General features: G+C 63.0%; 14 protein-coding genes and 1 pseudogene. 3 read left to right on the top strand and 12 right to left on the bottom strand.

Annotated elements, in window-relative coordinates:
- Positions 1-131: 131 nt before the first annotated feature.
- From murB to ACF8K2_RS14445, 8 genes are all read right to left on the bottom strand, one after another.
- Positions 132-1,151 carry a UDP-N-acetylmuramate dehydrogenase gene (gene murB / locus ACF8K2_RS14480; RefSeq protein ID WP_392465473.1) on the bottom strand — a complete coding sequence of 340 codons (1,020 nt, stop codon included), beginning with the start codon at positions 1,149-1,151 and terminating at the stop codon, positions 132-134.
- Complete coding sequence (locus tag ACF8K2_RS14475) at positions 1,148-1,612, bottom strand: low molecular weight protein-tyrosine-phosphatase (RefSeq protein WP_392465472.1); 465 nt, start codon at positions 1,610-1,612, stop codon at positions 1,148-1,150. The genes murB and ACF8K2_RS14475 overlap by 4 nt, the downstream gene beginning before the upstream one ends.
- Positions 1,612-2,376, bottom strand: coding sequence for a 3-deoxy-manno-octulosonate cytidylyltransferase (gene kdsB / locus ACF8K2_RS14470; protein ID WP_392465470.1), 765 nt, complete (start codon positions 2,374-2,376; stop codon positions 1,612-1,614). The genes ACF8K2_RS14475 and kdsB overlap by 1 nt, the downstream gene beginning before the upstream one ends.
- Positions 2,373-2,558, bottom strand: coding sequence for a Trm112 family protein (locus ACF8K2_RS14465; RefSeq protein WP_028633616.1), 186 nt, complete (start codon positions 2,556-2,558; stop codon positions 2,373-2,375). Before ACF8K2_RS14465 ends, kdsB begins: the two co-directional genes overlap by 4 nt.
- Before the next feature lie 42 nt (positions 2,559-2,600).
- On the bottom strand, positions 2,601-3,611 hold the full coding sequence (gene lpxK, locus ACF8K2_RS14460) for a tetraacyldisaccharide 4'-kinase (protein ID WP_392465467.1): 1,011 nt from the start codon (positions 3,609-3,611) through the stop codon (positions 2,601-2,603).
- On the bottom strand, positions 3,611-4,045 hold the full coding sequence (locus ACF8K2_RS14455; RefSeq protein ID WP_264236939.1) for a biopolymer transporter ExbD: 435 nt from the start codon (positions 4,043-4,045) through the stop codon (positions 3,611-3,613). Before ACF8K2_RS14455 ends, lpxK begins: the two co-directional genes overlap by 1 nt.
- A complete protein-coding gene (locus ACF8K2_RS14450; protein ID WP_186556935.1) occupies positions 4,042-4,677 on the bottom strand; it encodes a MotA/TolQ/ExbB proton channel family protein in 636 nt (211 codons plus the stop codon). Before ACF8K2_RS14450 ends, ACF8K2_RS14455 begins: the two co-directional genes overlap by 4 nt.
- A gap of 171 nt (positions 4,678-4,848) precedes the next feature.
- Positions 4,849-7,068 (bottom strand): DNA internalization-related competence protein ComEC/Rec2, encoded by a 2,220-nt coding sequence (locus ACF8K2_RS14445; protein WP_392465462.1) that lies wholly within the window; start codon positions 7,066-7,068, stop codon positions 4,849-4,851.
- Positions 7,069-7,210: 142 nt separating this feature from the next.
- Here ACF8K2_RS14445 and ACF8K2_RS14440 point away from each other — a divergent pair, with 142 nt between their 5' ends.
- On the top strand, positions 7,211-7,837 hold the full coding sequence (locus ACF8K2_RS14440) for a DUF2062 domain-containing protein (protein WP_186556937.1): 627 nt from the start codon (positions 7,211-7,213) through the stop codon (positions 7,835-7,837).
- Here the strand turns inward: ACF8K2_RS14440 and ACF8K2_RS14435 are convergent.
- From ACF8K2_RS14435 to ACF8K2_RS14425, 3 genes are all read right to left on the bottom strand, one after another.
- Entirely contained in the window at positions 7,721-8,500 is a 780-nt protein-coding gene (locus tag ACF8K2_RS14435; RefSeq protein ID WP_186556939.1) for an ABC transporter permease, read from the bottom strand. The two genes, ACF8K2_RS14440 and ACF8K2_RS14435, sit on opposite strands and share 117 nt — an antisense overlap.
- On the bottom strand, positions 8,497-9,429 hold the full coding sequence (locus tag ACF8K2_RS14430) for an ABC transporter ATP-binding protein (protein ID WP_264236936.1): 933 nt from the start codon (positions 9,427-9,429) through the stop codon (positions 8,497-8,499). The genes ACF8K2_RS14435 and ACF8K2_RS14430 overlap by 4 nt, the downstream gene beginning before the upstream one ends.
- Positions 9,430-9,573: 144 nt before the next feature.
- Entirely contained in the window at positions 9,574-10,197 is a 624-nt protein-coding gene (locus ACF8K2_RS14425; protein ID WP_392465456.1) for a glutathione S-transferase, read from the bottom strand.
- A gap of 225 nt (positions 10,198-10,422) precedes the next feature.
- Here ACF8K2_RS14425 and ACF8K2_RS14420 point away from each other — a divergent pair, with 225 nt between their 5' ends.
- Positions 10,423-12,870 (top strand): acyl-CoA dehydrogenase, encoded by a 2,448-nt coding sequence (locus tag ACF8K2_RS14420; RefSeq protein ID WP_392465455.1) that lies wholly within the window; start codon positions 10,423-10,425, stop codon positions 12,868-12,870.
- Between the two features lie 48 nt (positions 12,871-12,918).
- Positions 12,919-13,329: a PA2817 family protein gene (locus ACF8K2_RS14415; RefSeq protein WP_392465453.1), complete on the top strand. Its 411-nt coding sequence runs from the start codon at positions 12,919-12,921 to the stop codon at positions 13,327-13,329.
- Between the two features lie 50 nt (positions 13,330-13,379).
- On the opposite strand, the pseudogene ACF8K2_RS14410 reads toward ACF8K2_RS14415, so the two are convergent.
- Positions 13,380-15,576, bottom strand: a pseudogene (locus ACF8K2_RS14410) (sugar-binding protein); the annotation flags it as partial.

Genomic DNA, 15,576 nt, shown 5'->3' with positions numbered 1-15,576 from the left:
CATGGCTTTTGGTAATGTGTGGCCTGTACCGGCCTTATCGCGGGGCAAGCCCGCTCCCACGCACCCCTCGCAATCGAATGATTTGCGTGGGAGCGGGCTTGCCCCGCGATGAGGCCATCACAGGCAGGCCATCAATACAGATTTGGCTCCATCTCCAGCTCAACCCCAAACCGCTCGAGAATATCCGCCTGGATCTTGCGCGCCAGCTCATGCAGCTGAACCCCGGTCGCGTGGCCATAATTGACCAGCACCAGCGACTGCAAACGATGCACGCCCGCATCACCCTCACGATGCCCCTTCCAACCCGCCTGCTCGATCAACCAGCCCGCAGCCAGCTTCACCTGGCCATTGGCCTGGGGATAAGCCACCACACTCGGATAGCGCGCACGGATCTGTGCAGTCAGGGCAGCACTGACCACCGGATTCTTGAAGAAACTGCCGGCATTACCCAGTTCGAGCGGATCCGGCAGCTTCTCGCGACGAATACTGCAGATCGCATCACTGATCGCCTGGGCAGTGGGCTGTTCGATGCCCTGCTCACTCAGACGCTGACGCACCGGCCCGTAGTCCAGGTGCGCCCGCAGCGTGCGATCGAGGGCAAAGCGTACCCGCAGGATCAGCCAACGCCCCGGCTCGCGCTTGAACAAGCTGTCGCGATAGCCGAATGCGCATTCTTCAAGGCCGAAATCACGCAGCTCGCCGGTCTGGCGATCCAGCGCCGTCAGCCCTGCGAACACATCCTTGATCTCCACTCCATAGGCACCGACGTTCTGCATCGGCGCAGCGCCTACGGTGCCAGGGATCAGGCTGAGATTTTCCAGGCCGCTCAGGCCTTGCTCCAGGCTCCACTGGACGAAGGCATGCCAGGGCTCGCCGGCCTCGGCCTCGACCACCACCCGATCGCCCTGCTCGCTCAGCACTCGGCGACCACGGCTGGCCATATGCAGCACCAGGGCGTCGATGTCATGGGTGAGCAACAGGTTGCTGCCACCACCAATCACCAGCACGGCAACGTGCCGCTGCGCCGCATCGGCCAGCGCCGCACGCACGTCATCGTCATTGCGCGCTTGAGTGAAATAGCGCGCCTTGACGTCGATGCCGAAGGTGTTGAACGGCTTGAGCGAGACCCGCTCCTGCCACTGCGCCGTCATAGCTGCCCCTTGATTTCCACGACCAGCGCCTGGCAGGCCGCCTCGATCAGGTCCAGGACCTGCTCGAAGCCGTCGGCGCCGCCGTAATACGGGTCGGGTACTTCATCCAGCGCCGCGCCATAGCGGCGCAGGAACAGATCGAGCTCAGCGCTTGCCGCGTGCGGGCGCAACGCCTGCAAATGGGCAAGGTTGCTCTTGTCCATCGCCAGCACCAAATCGTACTCGGCGAAATGGCGTGCACTGACCTGCTGGGCACGCTGCGCCGACAGGTCGTAGCCGCGGCTTAGCGCTGCACGGCAGGTACGCGCGTCGGGCGCCTTGCCCACGTGCCAGTCGCCCGTCCCGGCAGACGCTACGTGGACCTGGTCAGCCAGGCCGGCAACCTGCAATTGATGGCGTAACACGCCCTCGGCCGTTGGCGAACGGCAGATATTGCCCAGGCAGACGAACAAGACGCGCATCAAGCCTCCAGCAAGCGCCGAACGCGCTCCAGGTCTTCAGGGGTATCGACACCCACGGCAGGCGCCTCGATGGCGTCCTCGACATGAATGCGCACGCCATGCCACAGCGCCCGCAGCTGCTCCAGCGCCTCGGTTTGCTCGAGCCAGCACGGGCCCCAGCTGACGAAGTCTTGCAGGAAGCCCACGCGGTAGGCGTACATGCCGATGTGGCGACGATAAGGCACTGCCTCAGGCAGCTGCTCACGATCCTTGGCGAAGGCGTCACGCGCCCAGGGCAGCGGCGCGCGGCTGAACGTCAAGGCCAGGCCATGCTTGTCGCTGACGACTTTGACCGCGTTGGGGTTGAATACCGTCTGCGGCTCATGGATCGGCTCGGCCAGGGTGGCGATGCCCGCCTCAGGGTGCGCCGCCAGGTTGGCCGCCACCTGATCGATGATCACTGGCGGAATCAGCGGCTCGTCACCTTGCACGTTGACCACGATGGCATCGCTGGGCAGCCCCAGGTGCGCGGCGACTTCGGCCAAACGGTCGGTGCCGGATTCATGATCGGCGCGCGTCAGCAGCACTTGGGCGCCGAACGCCTGGCACACCTCGACGATGCTGGCATCGTCAGTGGCGATGACCACGCGGCTGGCACCGCTCTTACGCGCCTGCTCCCACACGTGCTGGACCATCGGCTTGCCGGCGATCAGCAGCAATGGCTTGCCCGGCAAGCGCGTCGAGCGCAGGCGAGCGGGGATCACCACGGTGAAATTCAGGCTCATTTGTCCAGACGCTCGTCGTCAGTCAGGGTGCGCGCTTCGCTTTCCAGCATGACCGGGATGCCGTCACGCACTGGATAAGCCAGGCCTGCGCCTTTGCTGATCAGCTCGGTCTTGTCGGCGCTGAGCTTGAGCGGGCCTTTAGTGATCGGGCAGGCCAGGATGTCGAGCAGTTTGGTGTCCATGGAAGCTTCCTTGAGGCCAGTGGCCGGAAAAATGAATAAGGCTCAGGGCTGACGGCGCGCAGGCAGCAACCGGTCGAGCTGAGCGTCGAACCAACCGACGAAGGCTGGCGAAGGCTGCGCTTCGACCGCCAGGTACCACCAGTCATCAGCGGCGAACGCCCGGCACTTCACCGCATCTTTTTCAGTCATTACCAGCGGCAAAGCCGGGCTGAACGTCAGCGCCTGGGCAGAGAACTGCGCATGGTCGGCGAAAGGATGCGGCACAGGCTGCCAGTTTAGCCCCAGCAGGGTGTTGAAGAAACGTTGTGGGTTACCGATACCAGCCACCGCGTGCAGGGCCTGGCCAGGAGGAAAATGCTCAAGCGAATGGCGCTCGCCGCTGCGCAGGTTGATCAGCGCTGAGGGCTGCAACTGGAAGGCAAAACCGCCATCACGGTCGCCGCTCGCGCCGTTGTACAGAACGGCATCCGCGTCTTGGAGACGCTCGACCGGCTCACGCAGCGGGCCTGCCGGCAGGCAGCGGCCATTGCCCAGGCCACGCGCAGCATCGATCAGCACCAGCTCAAGGTCGCGGGCCAGGCGATAATGCTGCATGCCGTCGTCACACAAGATCAGGTCCAGCGGCTCGCTGGCCAACAGCGCCTGCACGGCGCGGGAGCGGTCAGGGTCGATCATCAGCGGCACGCCGGTGCGCTGGACGATCAGCAACGGCTCGTCGCCTGCCTGCTCTGCACTGTGAGTCGCCTCGACCCGCCAGGGCAACTGCGCAGGCTTGGCGCCATAACCGCGACTGACCACGCCCACCCGCAGCCCCTGACGGCGGCAGTGCTCGATCAGCCAGAGGATCATCGGCGTCTTGCCGGTACCGCCAACAGTGATATTGCCCACCACGATCACCGGTACGGGGGCGCGGTAGCTGGCACTCTCGCCGCTGAGAAAGCGCGCACGCTTGCGCAGCACTACGCGCCGGTACAGCGCCTCCAGCGGGCGCAACAGGGCCAAGGCCGGATGCCCGGCATACCAGGCCTCCAGCAGACGATCGGCGAAAGCCATCAGGGCGTCCCCGGCGCCGCCTCGACGGTGGTTATGCGCAGTTGGCTGAAACCGAGCTTGCCGGCAGCATCCATTGCGGTAACCACAGCCTGGTGCGGCGTCTTGCCATCAGCACTGATCGACAGCGGCAACTGGGTGTCGCCACCGGACTCCTGCTGCAGCGCCTCGGTCAGGGTCGCCAGGTCGCTCTTGGGCAGCAGGTGGTTGTTCACCGAATACACGCCGTCGGCGCTGATGGTGATGTCCACCCGCTTACCCTCGTCGGCGCTAGGCGGCGCGGCCGTGGTGGCCTCCGGCAGCTCGACGCGCAGCTGGTTCTCGCGGGTGAAGGTGGTGGTGACGACGAAAAACAGCAGCAGCACGAACACCACGTCGATCAACGACGCCAGGTTGATGTCGACGTTCTCGCGCTGGCGATTGCGCCGAAACTTCACGCCTTGCCTCCAGCCACTTCCACTTCGCGGTCGCCCTGCACGACCTCGACCAGCTTGATCGCCTCTTGCTCCATACCCACCACCAGCTCATCGATACGACGCAGCAGGAAACGGTGGAAGAATACCGCCGGGATACCGACCATCAGGCCTGCGGCCGTGGTGACCAGGGCCTTGGAGATACCGCCGGCGAGCACCGAGGCGTTGGCCGTCATCTGCGAGCCCATGAAGGCGCTGAAGATATCGATCATGCCCAGCACCGTGCCGAGCAGGCCGAGCAGCGGCGCCATCGCAGCAATGGTGCCCAGGGTGCTGATGTAGCGCTCCAGCTCATGAATGACGCGCGAGGCGGCCTCTTCGATGCACTCTTTCATGATCTCGCGGCCATGGCGCGAGTTGGCCAGGCCTGCGGCAAGGATCTCGCCCAGTGGCGAATCGGCGCGCAGGGCCTTGAGCTTGTCACTGGTGAGCTGCTTGTCCTTGATCCACATCCACACCTGGCCGAGCAGGTGCGGCGGGGTCACGCGACTGGCGCGCAGGGTCCACAGGCGTTCGGCGACGATCGCCATGGCGGCGATGGAGCTCAGAATGATCGGCAGCATCATCCAACCACCGGACTTGACCAATTCCCACACAGTAAGCATCCCCTCGGAAAAAGGCCGCCACTCTAACATAGGACGCAGGTCGCCTCATCTGCCGGAGGTCGCAATGCGCAGCAGGGCATCCCCTCCCTCGACGCTAACCAACCACAGGCACCGTGGGAGCGGGCTTGCCCCGCGAAGAGGTCGGCCCAGCCTATGCTCTACTCAATCCCCAGTACGCCAGAACCGCCGCTGTCCCCGCTGCCCCTCTACACCGCCAAAGCTACCCAGGCGTAAACTCAAGGCCCCTTCGACCGCCGTGTCGTGAATCACCACCCCATGTCGCTGATAACGCTCGATCACCTGCGCATGCGGATGCCCAAAACCGTTGTACCGCCCCCGCGAAATCAATACCCCACGCGGCGCCGTGGCGCGGATGAACAGTTCAGTGGAAGAACTGCGACTACCATGATGCGGCGATTGCAGCCAGTCGACCCGCGTCTGGCCATTGGCCGCCAGCCAGGCCCGTTCGGCGCCGGCTTCGATATCCCCGGCCAATAGCAGCCGCTCGCCATTGGCCTCGACCAGTAGCACGCAGGAACGCTCGTTGCTCCCCGGCCCCTCGGGCCAATGCCAGAGTGAAAAACTCACCCCGTCCCACTCCCAGCTCTCGCCCGTCAGGCACGTGTTGGCCTGCAATACCGCTGGCAGCTCAGCGGCCTCCCCGGCCAGCACCTGGGCAATCGCTAGACCGCGGTGAACAGCCAACGCCCCCCCAGCATGATCGGCATGGGCATGGCTAATCAGCATGACGTCCAGCTGATCCACCCCCAGCTTGCGCAGGGTGGGCAGCACTACCGTCTGCCCCAGATCGCTGTCGCCTTGCGCGGGACCTGCGTCGTAGAGCAGGGTGTGCTGGCGGGTACGCAGCAGTATCGCCAGCCCTTGCCCGACATCCAGTTGCAGCACCTGCACCTGGCCATGCGGCACGGATTCCCTCGGCGCCCACAACGCCAGCAACATCACTGCCCCCAAGCCTCGCAGCGGCAAGCCACGAGGCAGCAGCACCAGCCAGGCGCCGCTGGCGACCAGCAGCCAAGCGATTAGCGGCAGGGGTCGAGGTATCCAGGCGGGCTGCCAGTGGGCCAGGTGGCCGAGCGCGCGAAACAGCCAATCCAGCGCCCCGCCCGCCAACCACAACAGCGACTCGCCTACCCCCGCCACAGGCAGCAGAACAGTGCCAAGCAACGCCAAAGGCAGGACCAGCAGACTGATCCAGGGCACAGCCAGCAAATTGGCCACAGGTGCGCTGACACTGATCGGCAGCCCCACCGCCAGCAACACCGGGAGCAGGCCGACAGCGATCACCCACTGCGCCCGGGTCCAGGCCTGCCAAGGTCGCCAACCACCGAGCCGGTGGGCGAAGCAGTAGACCAGCACCGCCACAGCCGCAAACGACAGCCAAAACCCTGGCAACAGGCTGGCCACCGGCTCGATCAGCAACACGCCGCACAACGCCAGCAATAGCGGCAAGCCGGTGCCCAGATGACGAAAACGCAAGCGCCAGGCCAGCACTACCGCGAGCATCAGGCAAGCGCGCTGCACCGGCACCGCAAAACCCGCCAGCCAGCCATACGCCAATGCTGCCGCCATGGCCAGGCCACAGGCCCAGGGCAGCCACGGCCAGCGGTGCGGCCAGGCGCCGCAACGGGCCATGAACGCCACCAGCCCATACATCAGCCCCGCAGCCAGGCCGATGTGCTGCCCGGAAATCACCAGCAAGTGCACTGTGCCGCTGGCCTGCAGGGCCTGCCAGTCTTCGCGCGCCAGCCCCGAGCCATCACCGAGTACCAGTGCGACCAAAGCGGCTTCGCGGCCCTGGCCATCCACAGCCAGCAAGCGCTGGCGCAGACTGTCGCGCCAGCCGCCGGAGACTGGCGTCAGCAGTTGCCCGGCCTTGACTGTGCCGGTCGCACCGATCCTGCGAGCCAAAAGCGTCGCTTCGCGGTCTGGCCCATGGGGGTTGAGCAGGCCATGCGGGCGCTTGAGTGTAACGGCCAGGCGCCAACGCTCGCCGGCCTGCACGTGCGGCCCGGCAAACCAGCTCAATTGCAGGCGCTTGGGCAAATCAGCGCGGCGCGACGCTGCCTCATCCAGCTCAAAGCGTACGCCTCGGCCAGTCTGTGCTGGCAGCCCCGCCACCCTGCCCTCCAGCCACAAGGTACGGCCATCCAGAGTGGCCGCCAGACGGTCATCCAGCGCTTGCTGTGCCGACCAACACGCCCAGCAAAAGCCCAGCAGCAGCCAACCCAGCGGCCAAACGCGCGTACACAAGCAGCCCAGCCCTAGCAAAAGTAGGGTCAGCAGCCATCCGACCGATGGCAGAACCGGAAGAAAACGCAGGGCCAACAACCCCGCGGCGAGCGCAAACATCCCTGTGCGCATGAGGTAGAGCTCCGCAAGCCGATAAGCCTGCACAGCAATAGCGCAATTGGCGCCTAATCTTGCTCAACAATTGTCACAAACTCTGAACAAGCCGGTCAGGGAATCAAGGCATACTGACCCCCTTCAAACCCGGGGAGCCTACATGCCGCGCCGCCTCTTCAAACGGTACATGCCGGATCCGACCAGCATTCGGGAACACAAATCCTTACGCTTCTTCGGAAAACTGCTGCACGATCCCAACCTCTGGCACCTGAACCGCCATTCAGTGGCGCGGGCCATGGGTGTAGGCCTGTTCGCGGCGTTGATCCCTATCCCGATGCAAATGCTGCTGGCCGCCAGCCTGGCCATTCCGCTGCGCGGCAACTTGCCAATCGCGGTCAGCCTAGTCTGGCTGACCAATCCGCTGACCATGCCACCGGTGTTCTTCGTCACCTACATGACCGGCGCCTGGCTGTTGCAGACGCCACCGCGCACCCTGCCCGACGACCTGACCTTCGAATGGATCACCGATCAGCTGTCGACCTTGTGGCAGCCGTTTCTGCTCGGTTCGGTGGTCTGCGGCGTGGTACTCGGTATCGCCGCCTACTTCATCACCATGTTCTATTGGCGCTGGTGGGTTGGCCGGCAGTGGCGCCGGCGCAAACTCAAGGCTTCATGCACGCATGCCGCGGCCGCTGACCAGCAAGCGGATGCACAGGGTATACAGCACTGCGGTAGCAACCAGCATGAAGGTGATCGCCGTACCAATGCTGATATCCGACACCCCTAGAATGCCGTAGCGGAACGAGTTGACCATGTGCAGCACCGGGTTGGCCAACGACACGGTCTGCCAGAAGGGCGGCAGCAGGTTGATCGAATAGAACACCCCGCCCAGGTAGGTCAGCGGCGTCAGCACGAAGGTCGGGATGATCGAGATGTCATCGAAGTTGCGCGCGAACACCGCGTTGACGAAGCCCAGCAGCGAGAAGATGGTTGCCGTGAGCAAGACCACCACCACGGTAACGCCCAGGTGATGCACTTGCAGGTGGGTGAAGAACAGCGACAGGATGGTCACGATCACCCCCACTGCCAGGCCACGCAACACCCCACCCAGCACATAACCGACGAGGATGGTGTGCGGCGACACCGGCGAAACCATCAACTCCTCGATCGAACGCTGGAACTTGCTGCCGAAAAAGCTCGACACCACGTTGCCATAGGAGTTGGTGATCACCGACATCATGATCAGCCCGGGGACGATGTACTCCATGTAGGTGAAGCCACCCATATCGCCAATCTGCCGGCCGATCAAGTTACCGAAGATCACAAAGTACAAGACCATGGTGATCGCCGGCGGCAGCAAGGTCTGCGGCCAGATGCGCAAGAAGCGCCGGACTTCGCGGTAGACGATGGTATTGAGGGCCACCCAGTTGGTGCGCAGCTCCACATTCATACCGCCACCTTCGACAAGTTCTTCTCCACCAGGGACACGAACAGCTCCTCAAGTCGGTTGGTCTTGTTGCGCAGGCTCTGCACCTCGATGTTCTGCAGGGCCAATTGGCCGAACAGCGCGGTGATGCCAATATCCTTATCCACCTGCACCTCCAGGGTATGTGGCGTGATCAGCCGGCACGGGTAGCCCTGCAAGGTGGGGGCAACGGCCAGATCCTGCTTGAGGTCGAGCACGAAGGTTTCCACATGCAATTTGCTCAGCAGCTTGCGCATGCTGGTGTTCTCGACGATGGTGCCGTGGTCGATGATGCCGATATGGCGGCACAGCTGCTCGGCTTCTTCGAGGTAGTGGGTGGTGAGGATGATGGTGATGCCTTTCTGGTTCAGCTCGGTCAGAAAGCTCCACATCGAGCGGCGCAGCTCGATGTCCACCCCTGCGGTTGGCTCATCGAGAATCAGCAAGCGCGGCTCGTGGATCAGCGCGCGGGCGATCATCAAGCGGCGCTTCATGCCACCGGACAGCGAACGTGACTGCACATCACGCTTGTCCCACAGCCCCAACTGGGTCAGGTACTGCTCGGCGCGCTCCTTGGCAAGCTTGGGCGGGATGCCGTAGTAGCCCGCCTGGGTGACGACGATGTCGAAGGTCTTCTCGAACTGATTGAAGTTGAATTCCTGCGGCACCACGCCCAGGCAGCGCTTGAGCGCGGCTGGCTCGCGGTCCAGGTCATGGCCAAACACATTCACCGTACCGCTGGTCTTGTTGACCAGGGTCGAGAGAATGCCGATGGTGGTGGATTTGCCGGCGCCATTGGGGCCGAGCAAGGCGAAGAAGTCACCTTCGGCGACATCCAGATCGATGCCCTTGAGGGCCTGGAAGCCATTGCCGTAGGTCTTGGTCAGCTGTCTTATGGACAGGGCAGAACTCATAGCGGGTCACGTACCATGCGAAGAGGTTCAGGACACGCCAGATCAGGTCACTGGCGCAGTGAGTGCGGCCATGGTGCAAGGCCTGGCCGCACAAGTACAGTCATGTGTATTGATAGTGACTATCGAAATAGTGCAGGTGTTCGATCAGGTCAGCGCAGTCATCACTGCCGCCTGGTACGCCGGGCGCTCTTGCAAACGCTGGTACCAGGCCTGCAGGTGGTGCATGTGCGGACGCTCGATGGGCATTTCGAACCAGGCGTAGACGAAGCTGCCCAGCGGAATGTCACCCATGCCGATCTGCTCACCGGAAAGGTAGGGTTGCCTGGCCAAGGTCTGGTCGGCAATCGACAGCAGCTCGGCGCAGGCCTTTTGCGCGGCATTGATCGCGACCCAGTCGCGCTGCTGCTCGGGGGTGCGGAGCAGGCCCCAGAACAGCGGGCGGAAAGGCGTGGCGAAGGATGAAGTGGTCCAGTCCATCCACTTATCGGCCAGGGCGCGCTGGCGAGGGTCGCCCAGATACCAGCCCTGCTCGCGGCCGTACTCGGCGCAGAGGTAGCGCACGATGGCGTTCGACTCCCACAGCACCAGGTCGCCATCTTCGAGCATCGGCACCAGGCCATTGGGGTTGCGCGAGCGGTACTCGGGGTCGTTGACCACACCGAAGGCGCCGCCGGCGTTGATCGACTCGAAGTCCAGGCCCAGCTCGTGGGCGATCCACAACGCCTTGCGTACATTGCTCGAATTCTTGCGACCCCAGATCTTCAGCATGACAACGTCCTTATGAATGCGCGAATTCGGCAGTTTACTCCAGAGCCCGATCGTCTGTACCGGCCTGATCGCAGGGCCAGCCCTGGCAATCCAGACACATACCCTGACAACCCCCAGCGAACTCCTGCCGCCACACCCTGTCACTGATCTGACAAGGCCGTTCGCCGGATGCCGTCTAAGCTCTGTGGGGTCGGCCCACGCCTAAGGTTCCAAGGAGGAAGGATTATGTTGCTGTTGTGGTTGGTGGTTCTGGTGATCGGCGCGGCGTATCTCACCCATCGGCGCCTGCCGCCCTTGCAGATACTTGGCATCGTCGGCGCCTACACGCTGCTGATGGGCATTTTCAGCAGCGCCCCGGGCTGGCTGCTGACGCTGATCTGGCTGGTACTGGCCGCCAAGACCGCGCTGCTGGTGCTGCCCGACTGGCGCCGCAAAGTCTTCACCGGCCCAATCTTCAAATGGTTTCAGCGCACCTTGCCACCGATGTCACAGACCGAACGCGAGGCGATCGAGGCCGGCACCGTGTGGTGGGATGGCGAGCTGTTCAGCGGCCGCCCCGCCTGGAACACCCTGCTCGACTACCCCGCGCCCAAGCTCACTGACGAAGAACAAGCGTTCATCGACGGCCCCACCGAGCAACTGTGCGCCATGGTCAGCGACTGGCAGATCGGCCAGGACCTGGACCTGCCCGCAGAGGCCTGGCAGTTCATCAAAGAGCACGGCTTCTTCGCCCTGATCATCCCCAAGGAATACGGCGGCAAAGGCTTCTCCGCCTACGCCCACTCCCAGGTGGCGATGAAGCTGGCCACCCGCAGCGGCGACCTGGCCTCCACGGTCATGGTGCCCAACTCCCTGGGCCCGGCCGAGCTGCTCCTGCACTACGGCACCGATGAGCAGCGCAACCATTACCTGCCGCGCCTGGCCCGTGGCGATGAGATTCCCTGCTTCGCCCTCACCGGTCCGCTGGCCGGCTCCGACGCGGGTGCCATGCCCGACACCGGCATCATCTGCAAAGGCCAATGGCAAGGCGAAGAGGTGATCGGCCTGCGCCTGAACTGGGAGAAGCGTTACATCACCCTAGGCCCCATCGCCACCCTGCTGGGCTTGGCGTTCAAGGCCTACGACCCCGAGCACCTGCTGGGCGAACAAGAAGAGCTGGGCATCAGCCTGGCGCTGATCCCCACCGACACACCTGGGGTCGAGATCGGCAAACGGCACTTACCGCTGGGCGCGGCGTTCATGAACGGCCCCAACAGTGGCAAGGACGTGTTCGTGCCGCTGAGCTTCCTGATTGGCGGCCAGGAAATGCTCGGCAAGGGCTGGATGATGCTGATGAACTGCCTGTCGGTGGGTCGCTCGATCTCCCTGCCGGCAGTCGGCACGGGGGCGGCCAAGTACACAAGCCTGGTGACTGGCCAATACGCCAATATCCGCGAACAGTTCAACGTACCGCTGGCCGCGTTCGAGGGCATTCAAGAGTCGCTCGCGCGCATCGGCGGCAACGCCTGGCTGATGGACAGCGCCCGCCTGTTGACTGCCAAGGCCGTGGACCTGGGCGAAAAACCTTCGGTACTGTCGGCGATTCTCAAGTACCACCTGACCGAACGGGGCCGCGAGTGCATCCAACACGCCATGGACGTGCATGGCGGCAAGGGCATCATCATGGGGCCGAACAACTACCTGGGCCGCAACTGGCAAGGGGCGCCGATCTTCATCACTGTCGAGGGTGCAAACATCCTGTCGCGCAACCTGATGATCTTCGGCCAGGGCGCGATCCGCTGCCACCCCTTCGTGCTCAAGGAAATGGCCCTGGCCGGGCGCGAAGACCGCGATCAGGCACTCAAGGAGTTTGACGAGCTGCTGCTCAAGCACATCATGTTCGCCGCTGGTAACGCCGCCAGCACCCTGGTACTGGGCTTGGGCCTGGGCCACTTCGAACGGGTGCCGGGCGATGCTTTGAGTCAAGGTTACTTCCGCTCATTGAACCGCCAGGCCGCGGCTTTCGCCTTATTGGCAGACCTGTCGATGATGCTGCTGGGCGGCGCACTGAAACGGCGTGAACGCCTCAGCGCGCGCCTGGGGGATGTGCTGAGTTACCTGTACTTGTCCTCGGCCGCGCTCAAGCGTTACCACGACCTGGGGTCGCCGGAGCACATGCAGCCGTTGTTGCGCTGGGCCATGGAAGAGAGCCTGGGCCAGGCGGAAAACGCCCTGGACCGCCTGCTCGACAACTTCCCCAATCGCTTCGTCGGCTGTGCCCTGCGGGTGCTGGTATTCCCCTTCGGCCGCCGCCACACCGGGCCGAGCGACGAACTGGATGCCGAGGTGGCGCAGCTGATCGGCCGCAGCAAGGGCGACCCAGCGCTGGAAGAATTGCTTGCAGGCTGCTTCAGGCCTCAGGCCGAAGGCGACCCAGTAGCGGCGCTGCAACGGGCCAGCGATTTGCTGGACGAAGCAGTGCCGCTACACAAGGCGCTGCACCAAACCATCAAGGACGGCAAGGTGCAACCAGCGCCCGGGCAGTCGGCAATCGATGCGGCAGTCGAGATCGGCGTGCTGCAGCCAGGTGAAGGCCAACGGCTGCATGAGGCAGAAAAGGTACGGCGAGCCGTGATCGATGTAGATGCCTTCGACAAGGAGCAACTGCTCCCCGAGCAAGGCAAGGTGCGCTGATACCGCGTATACTCCGCGCCCGTTTCAACTTCATCGAGGACCGCCACCATGGCCAACCCCCACCTGGAATACCACCTGCAACTGCTCAACCACTTGCGCACCATCCTGGTCGCCCTGGGTGAAGCCGAGCAGGTGCCGGAGGAAAGCCACGCCCTGTTCCTCGACCGCTTCGACGAACTGCTGACCCTGCTACCGCAGGACCCGCTGGAAAGCCAGTACCTAGGCCAGGACCTGATCTGCCAGGTGATCCAGCGCTACCCACAGATCGCACACCTGGTGCCGCGCGACCTGCTGTGGTTCTTCGCCGGTGACTGCCTGCATTTCATGCCCGACGAAGAGCTGGCGATGTACCAGCAGTTGGAAGAACGCCGCTTTGAAGCCGAGCAGAATGACGAGCCATTCGACTGGCATCAGGAGAAGCAACTGCTGAGCGTCGGCGCACCTGACACCCATCATTGACAAGGGGGCTGCGGCCGGCATGGCACAGGCCGCAGCTTGCCTCCTGCGCGCTACTGATCCTCTTGCTCGCCAAGCACCTGCCCACCCGCCTTGAAGAAGGTCCGCTTGCTGGCGCCCTCCACCATGTTGATCAGCTCGTTGCCCTGATAGAAGCGCTGCTCAGTGCCTGCCTCATGCTCCGTGGCGCTGAGGATATCCAGCGGATCGTACCTATAGCGGGCCAAAAGCTGCTTGGCCGATGGGTCGCTGACGCTGAGCAGCCGATTGAGTCCATCATATTCGAGCACCCGGCCCTGTTCGTCGCGGATCAGGTTGCCATTGGCGTCGTATTCGAGCGAAATCGACGCGTCCGGATAAGTGCTGTTGGTGATATTCACAAGCTGTACAGGGTCCCCTTGCTTGCCATCATCAGCGGCGAATGCATAGTCGGCCACGTTCGTACCGGTGTCATGAACGGTGGTGACCTTGCGCACGTTGTCCAGGCCGTCGAACTCGAACTTCTGGCTTTTCATCGGATTGCCGTATTGATCCTGCGGGCGTTCGCTGCCGATGCAGGTGTAATCGATCAAGCGCTGGCGCCGGTCATAGACAAAGGTCTCTCTGCGCAATGAGGTGGTACCTTGCTTTAGCTCCCGGGAACTGAGGGCATCGTCATCGTTATACGCCTGGGTCAGCACCTGGGTGCCCCCCTCGTAGGTGAACGTACGGGTGAGCTCACGCCCAAAATCATCGTACGTCAGGGCCGTTCTTAGTGATTGGCCACCTTCGACTGTCGTGAACGAAAGCAGACGTCCAAGCAGATCATAAAGGAAGGTCGTTGCCAGGCTACCTATCGTGGTCTTTTTCAACTGCCCAGAGGTGAGGTCGTACTCATAGGTCTGAACCTGGCCGAGCACCGTGGTGAAACTCGTCAACAGCCCGAGGTGGCTGTATCCGTACGCTGCAGCGGGTAGTCCGGATTGAGGCCGTGCCTCGCTCTTGATCTTGCCATTGGTGTAGTACTCACGCTTGAGCAGCTCTTGATCGCCAACCTTGCAGGAGGACAAGCGTGCAGTCTGGCCGTGGTACTGATAACTGGCACTTTGCGCCTGCCGTTTGCCATCCCCGCCCAATGAACGCGAAACAGGCTGGTCAGTGTGACGAGGCTCGTATTCATAATTGATCACTTCGCCACTGTTCACAGTGACGGTCTGGGGTTTACGCATCCCAGGCTGGTAGCTGAAGACCTGATTGCGCCCGCCCGTGACGCTTTCCGACATCCGCCCCAGACCATCGAACGTTTGCGTACCGAGCTCGAATGTCGAGCCAGTGCGCACATCCTTGACCTTGATACTCGTGGGCAGATCCTCGCGGCTGTGTGCCGCATACTCGCGCATGACCTCGGACTTGTCAGGCAGCACCTCTTTCACCACACGGCCGAAGGCGTCGTACTCGTATTCACTGATTCGCGCCTGCTGCGAGCCACTGCCCAGTGTTTTCTTGACCAGACGGCCGAGACCATCATGCATGTTCACCTGCACGCTCTCGCGGGTGGTGTTGTCGCTTCTTTTGCGTTCGATCTGCACCGGATTGCCAAACAGGTCCTGGTCAACGATGGTTCTACCGGTCTTGAGGCTGCCAGTGCGTGGCTCGCTCCATTGGGTCACGATGACGCCCCTATGACGGGCGGTTCCAATCGGATCGGTTTCGCTCACCATACGCACGCCATCAGGGCTCACCGTCACACGTTGAGAGCCCCAATCGTCGTACTCATATTTGGTCGTCATGGTCAGGTCTTCGGCGGTCTTCGCAGAGCACCAGTCAGTCTGGACTTGCTCCTGCAACTGACCGAGTACATCGTAGAGCGCGGTATAGAGCTGTCGCACGGTGCCAGCCGAGAAGTCTTTGTCCTGGCGCTTCTCATCCACAACCCGATTCAGGCCATCGAAGCTGGTGTAGGTCTCTACACCCTGAACATCAATACGTGTTTGCCCGGCCTGATCTTGGTCGGTGGCACACAAGGCATAACTGTACTCGCGCTCGGCCCTGAAGGCCTCCAGGTTCGGCGCCACGATCTCTTTGGTGACCCGCTGCAGCGCATCGTACTCATAGCGGATCTGCACCCCGTTGTCGTCCTCGCTGAGCAAGGGCTGGCCATGGTTCAGCGAATGCTCATGGGTGAGCGTCTTGCGGGTGTTGTCATGGCCAGTGACGGTCTGGGTGGTGATCAGCACCGTCTCTTTGCGGTCGCCGCCGATTTCGCCCTTC

Source organism: Pseudomonas sp. xss_2 (assembly GCF_043104195.1).
Taxonomy (GTDB): domain Bacteria; phylum Pseudomonadota; class Gammaproteobacteria; order Pseudomonadales; family Pseudomonadaceae; genus Aquipseudomonas; species Aquipseudomonas urmiensis.
Note: the sequence above shows the minus strand (reverse complement) of the source record. Positions and strands in the feature narration are given on the sequence as shown.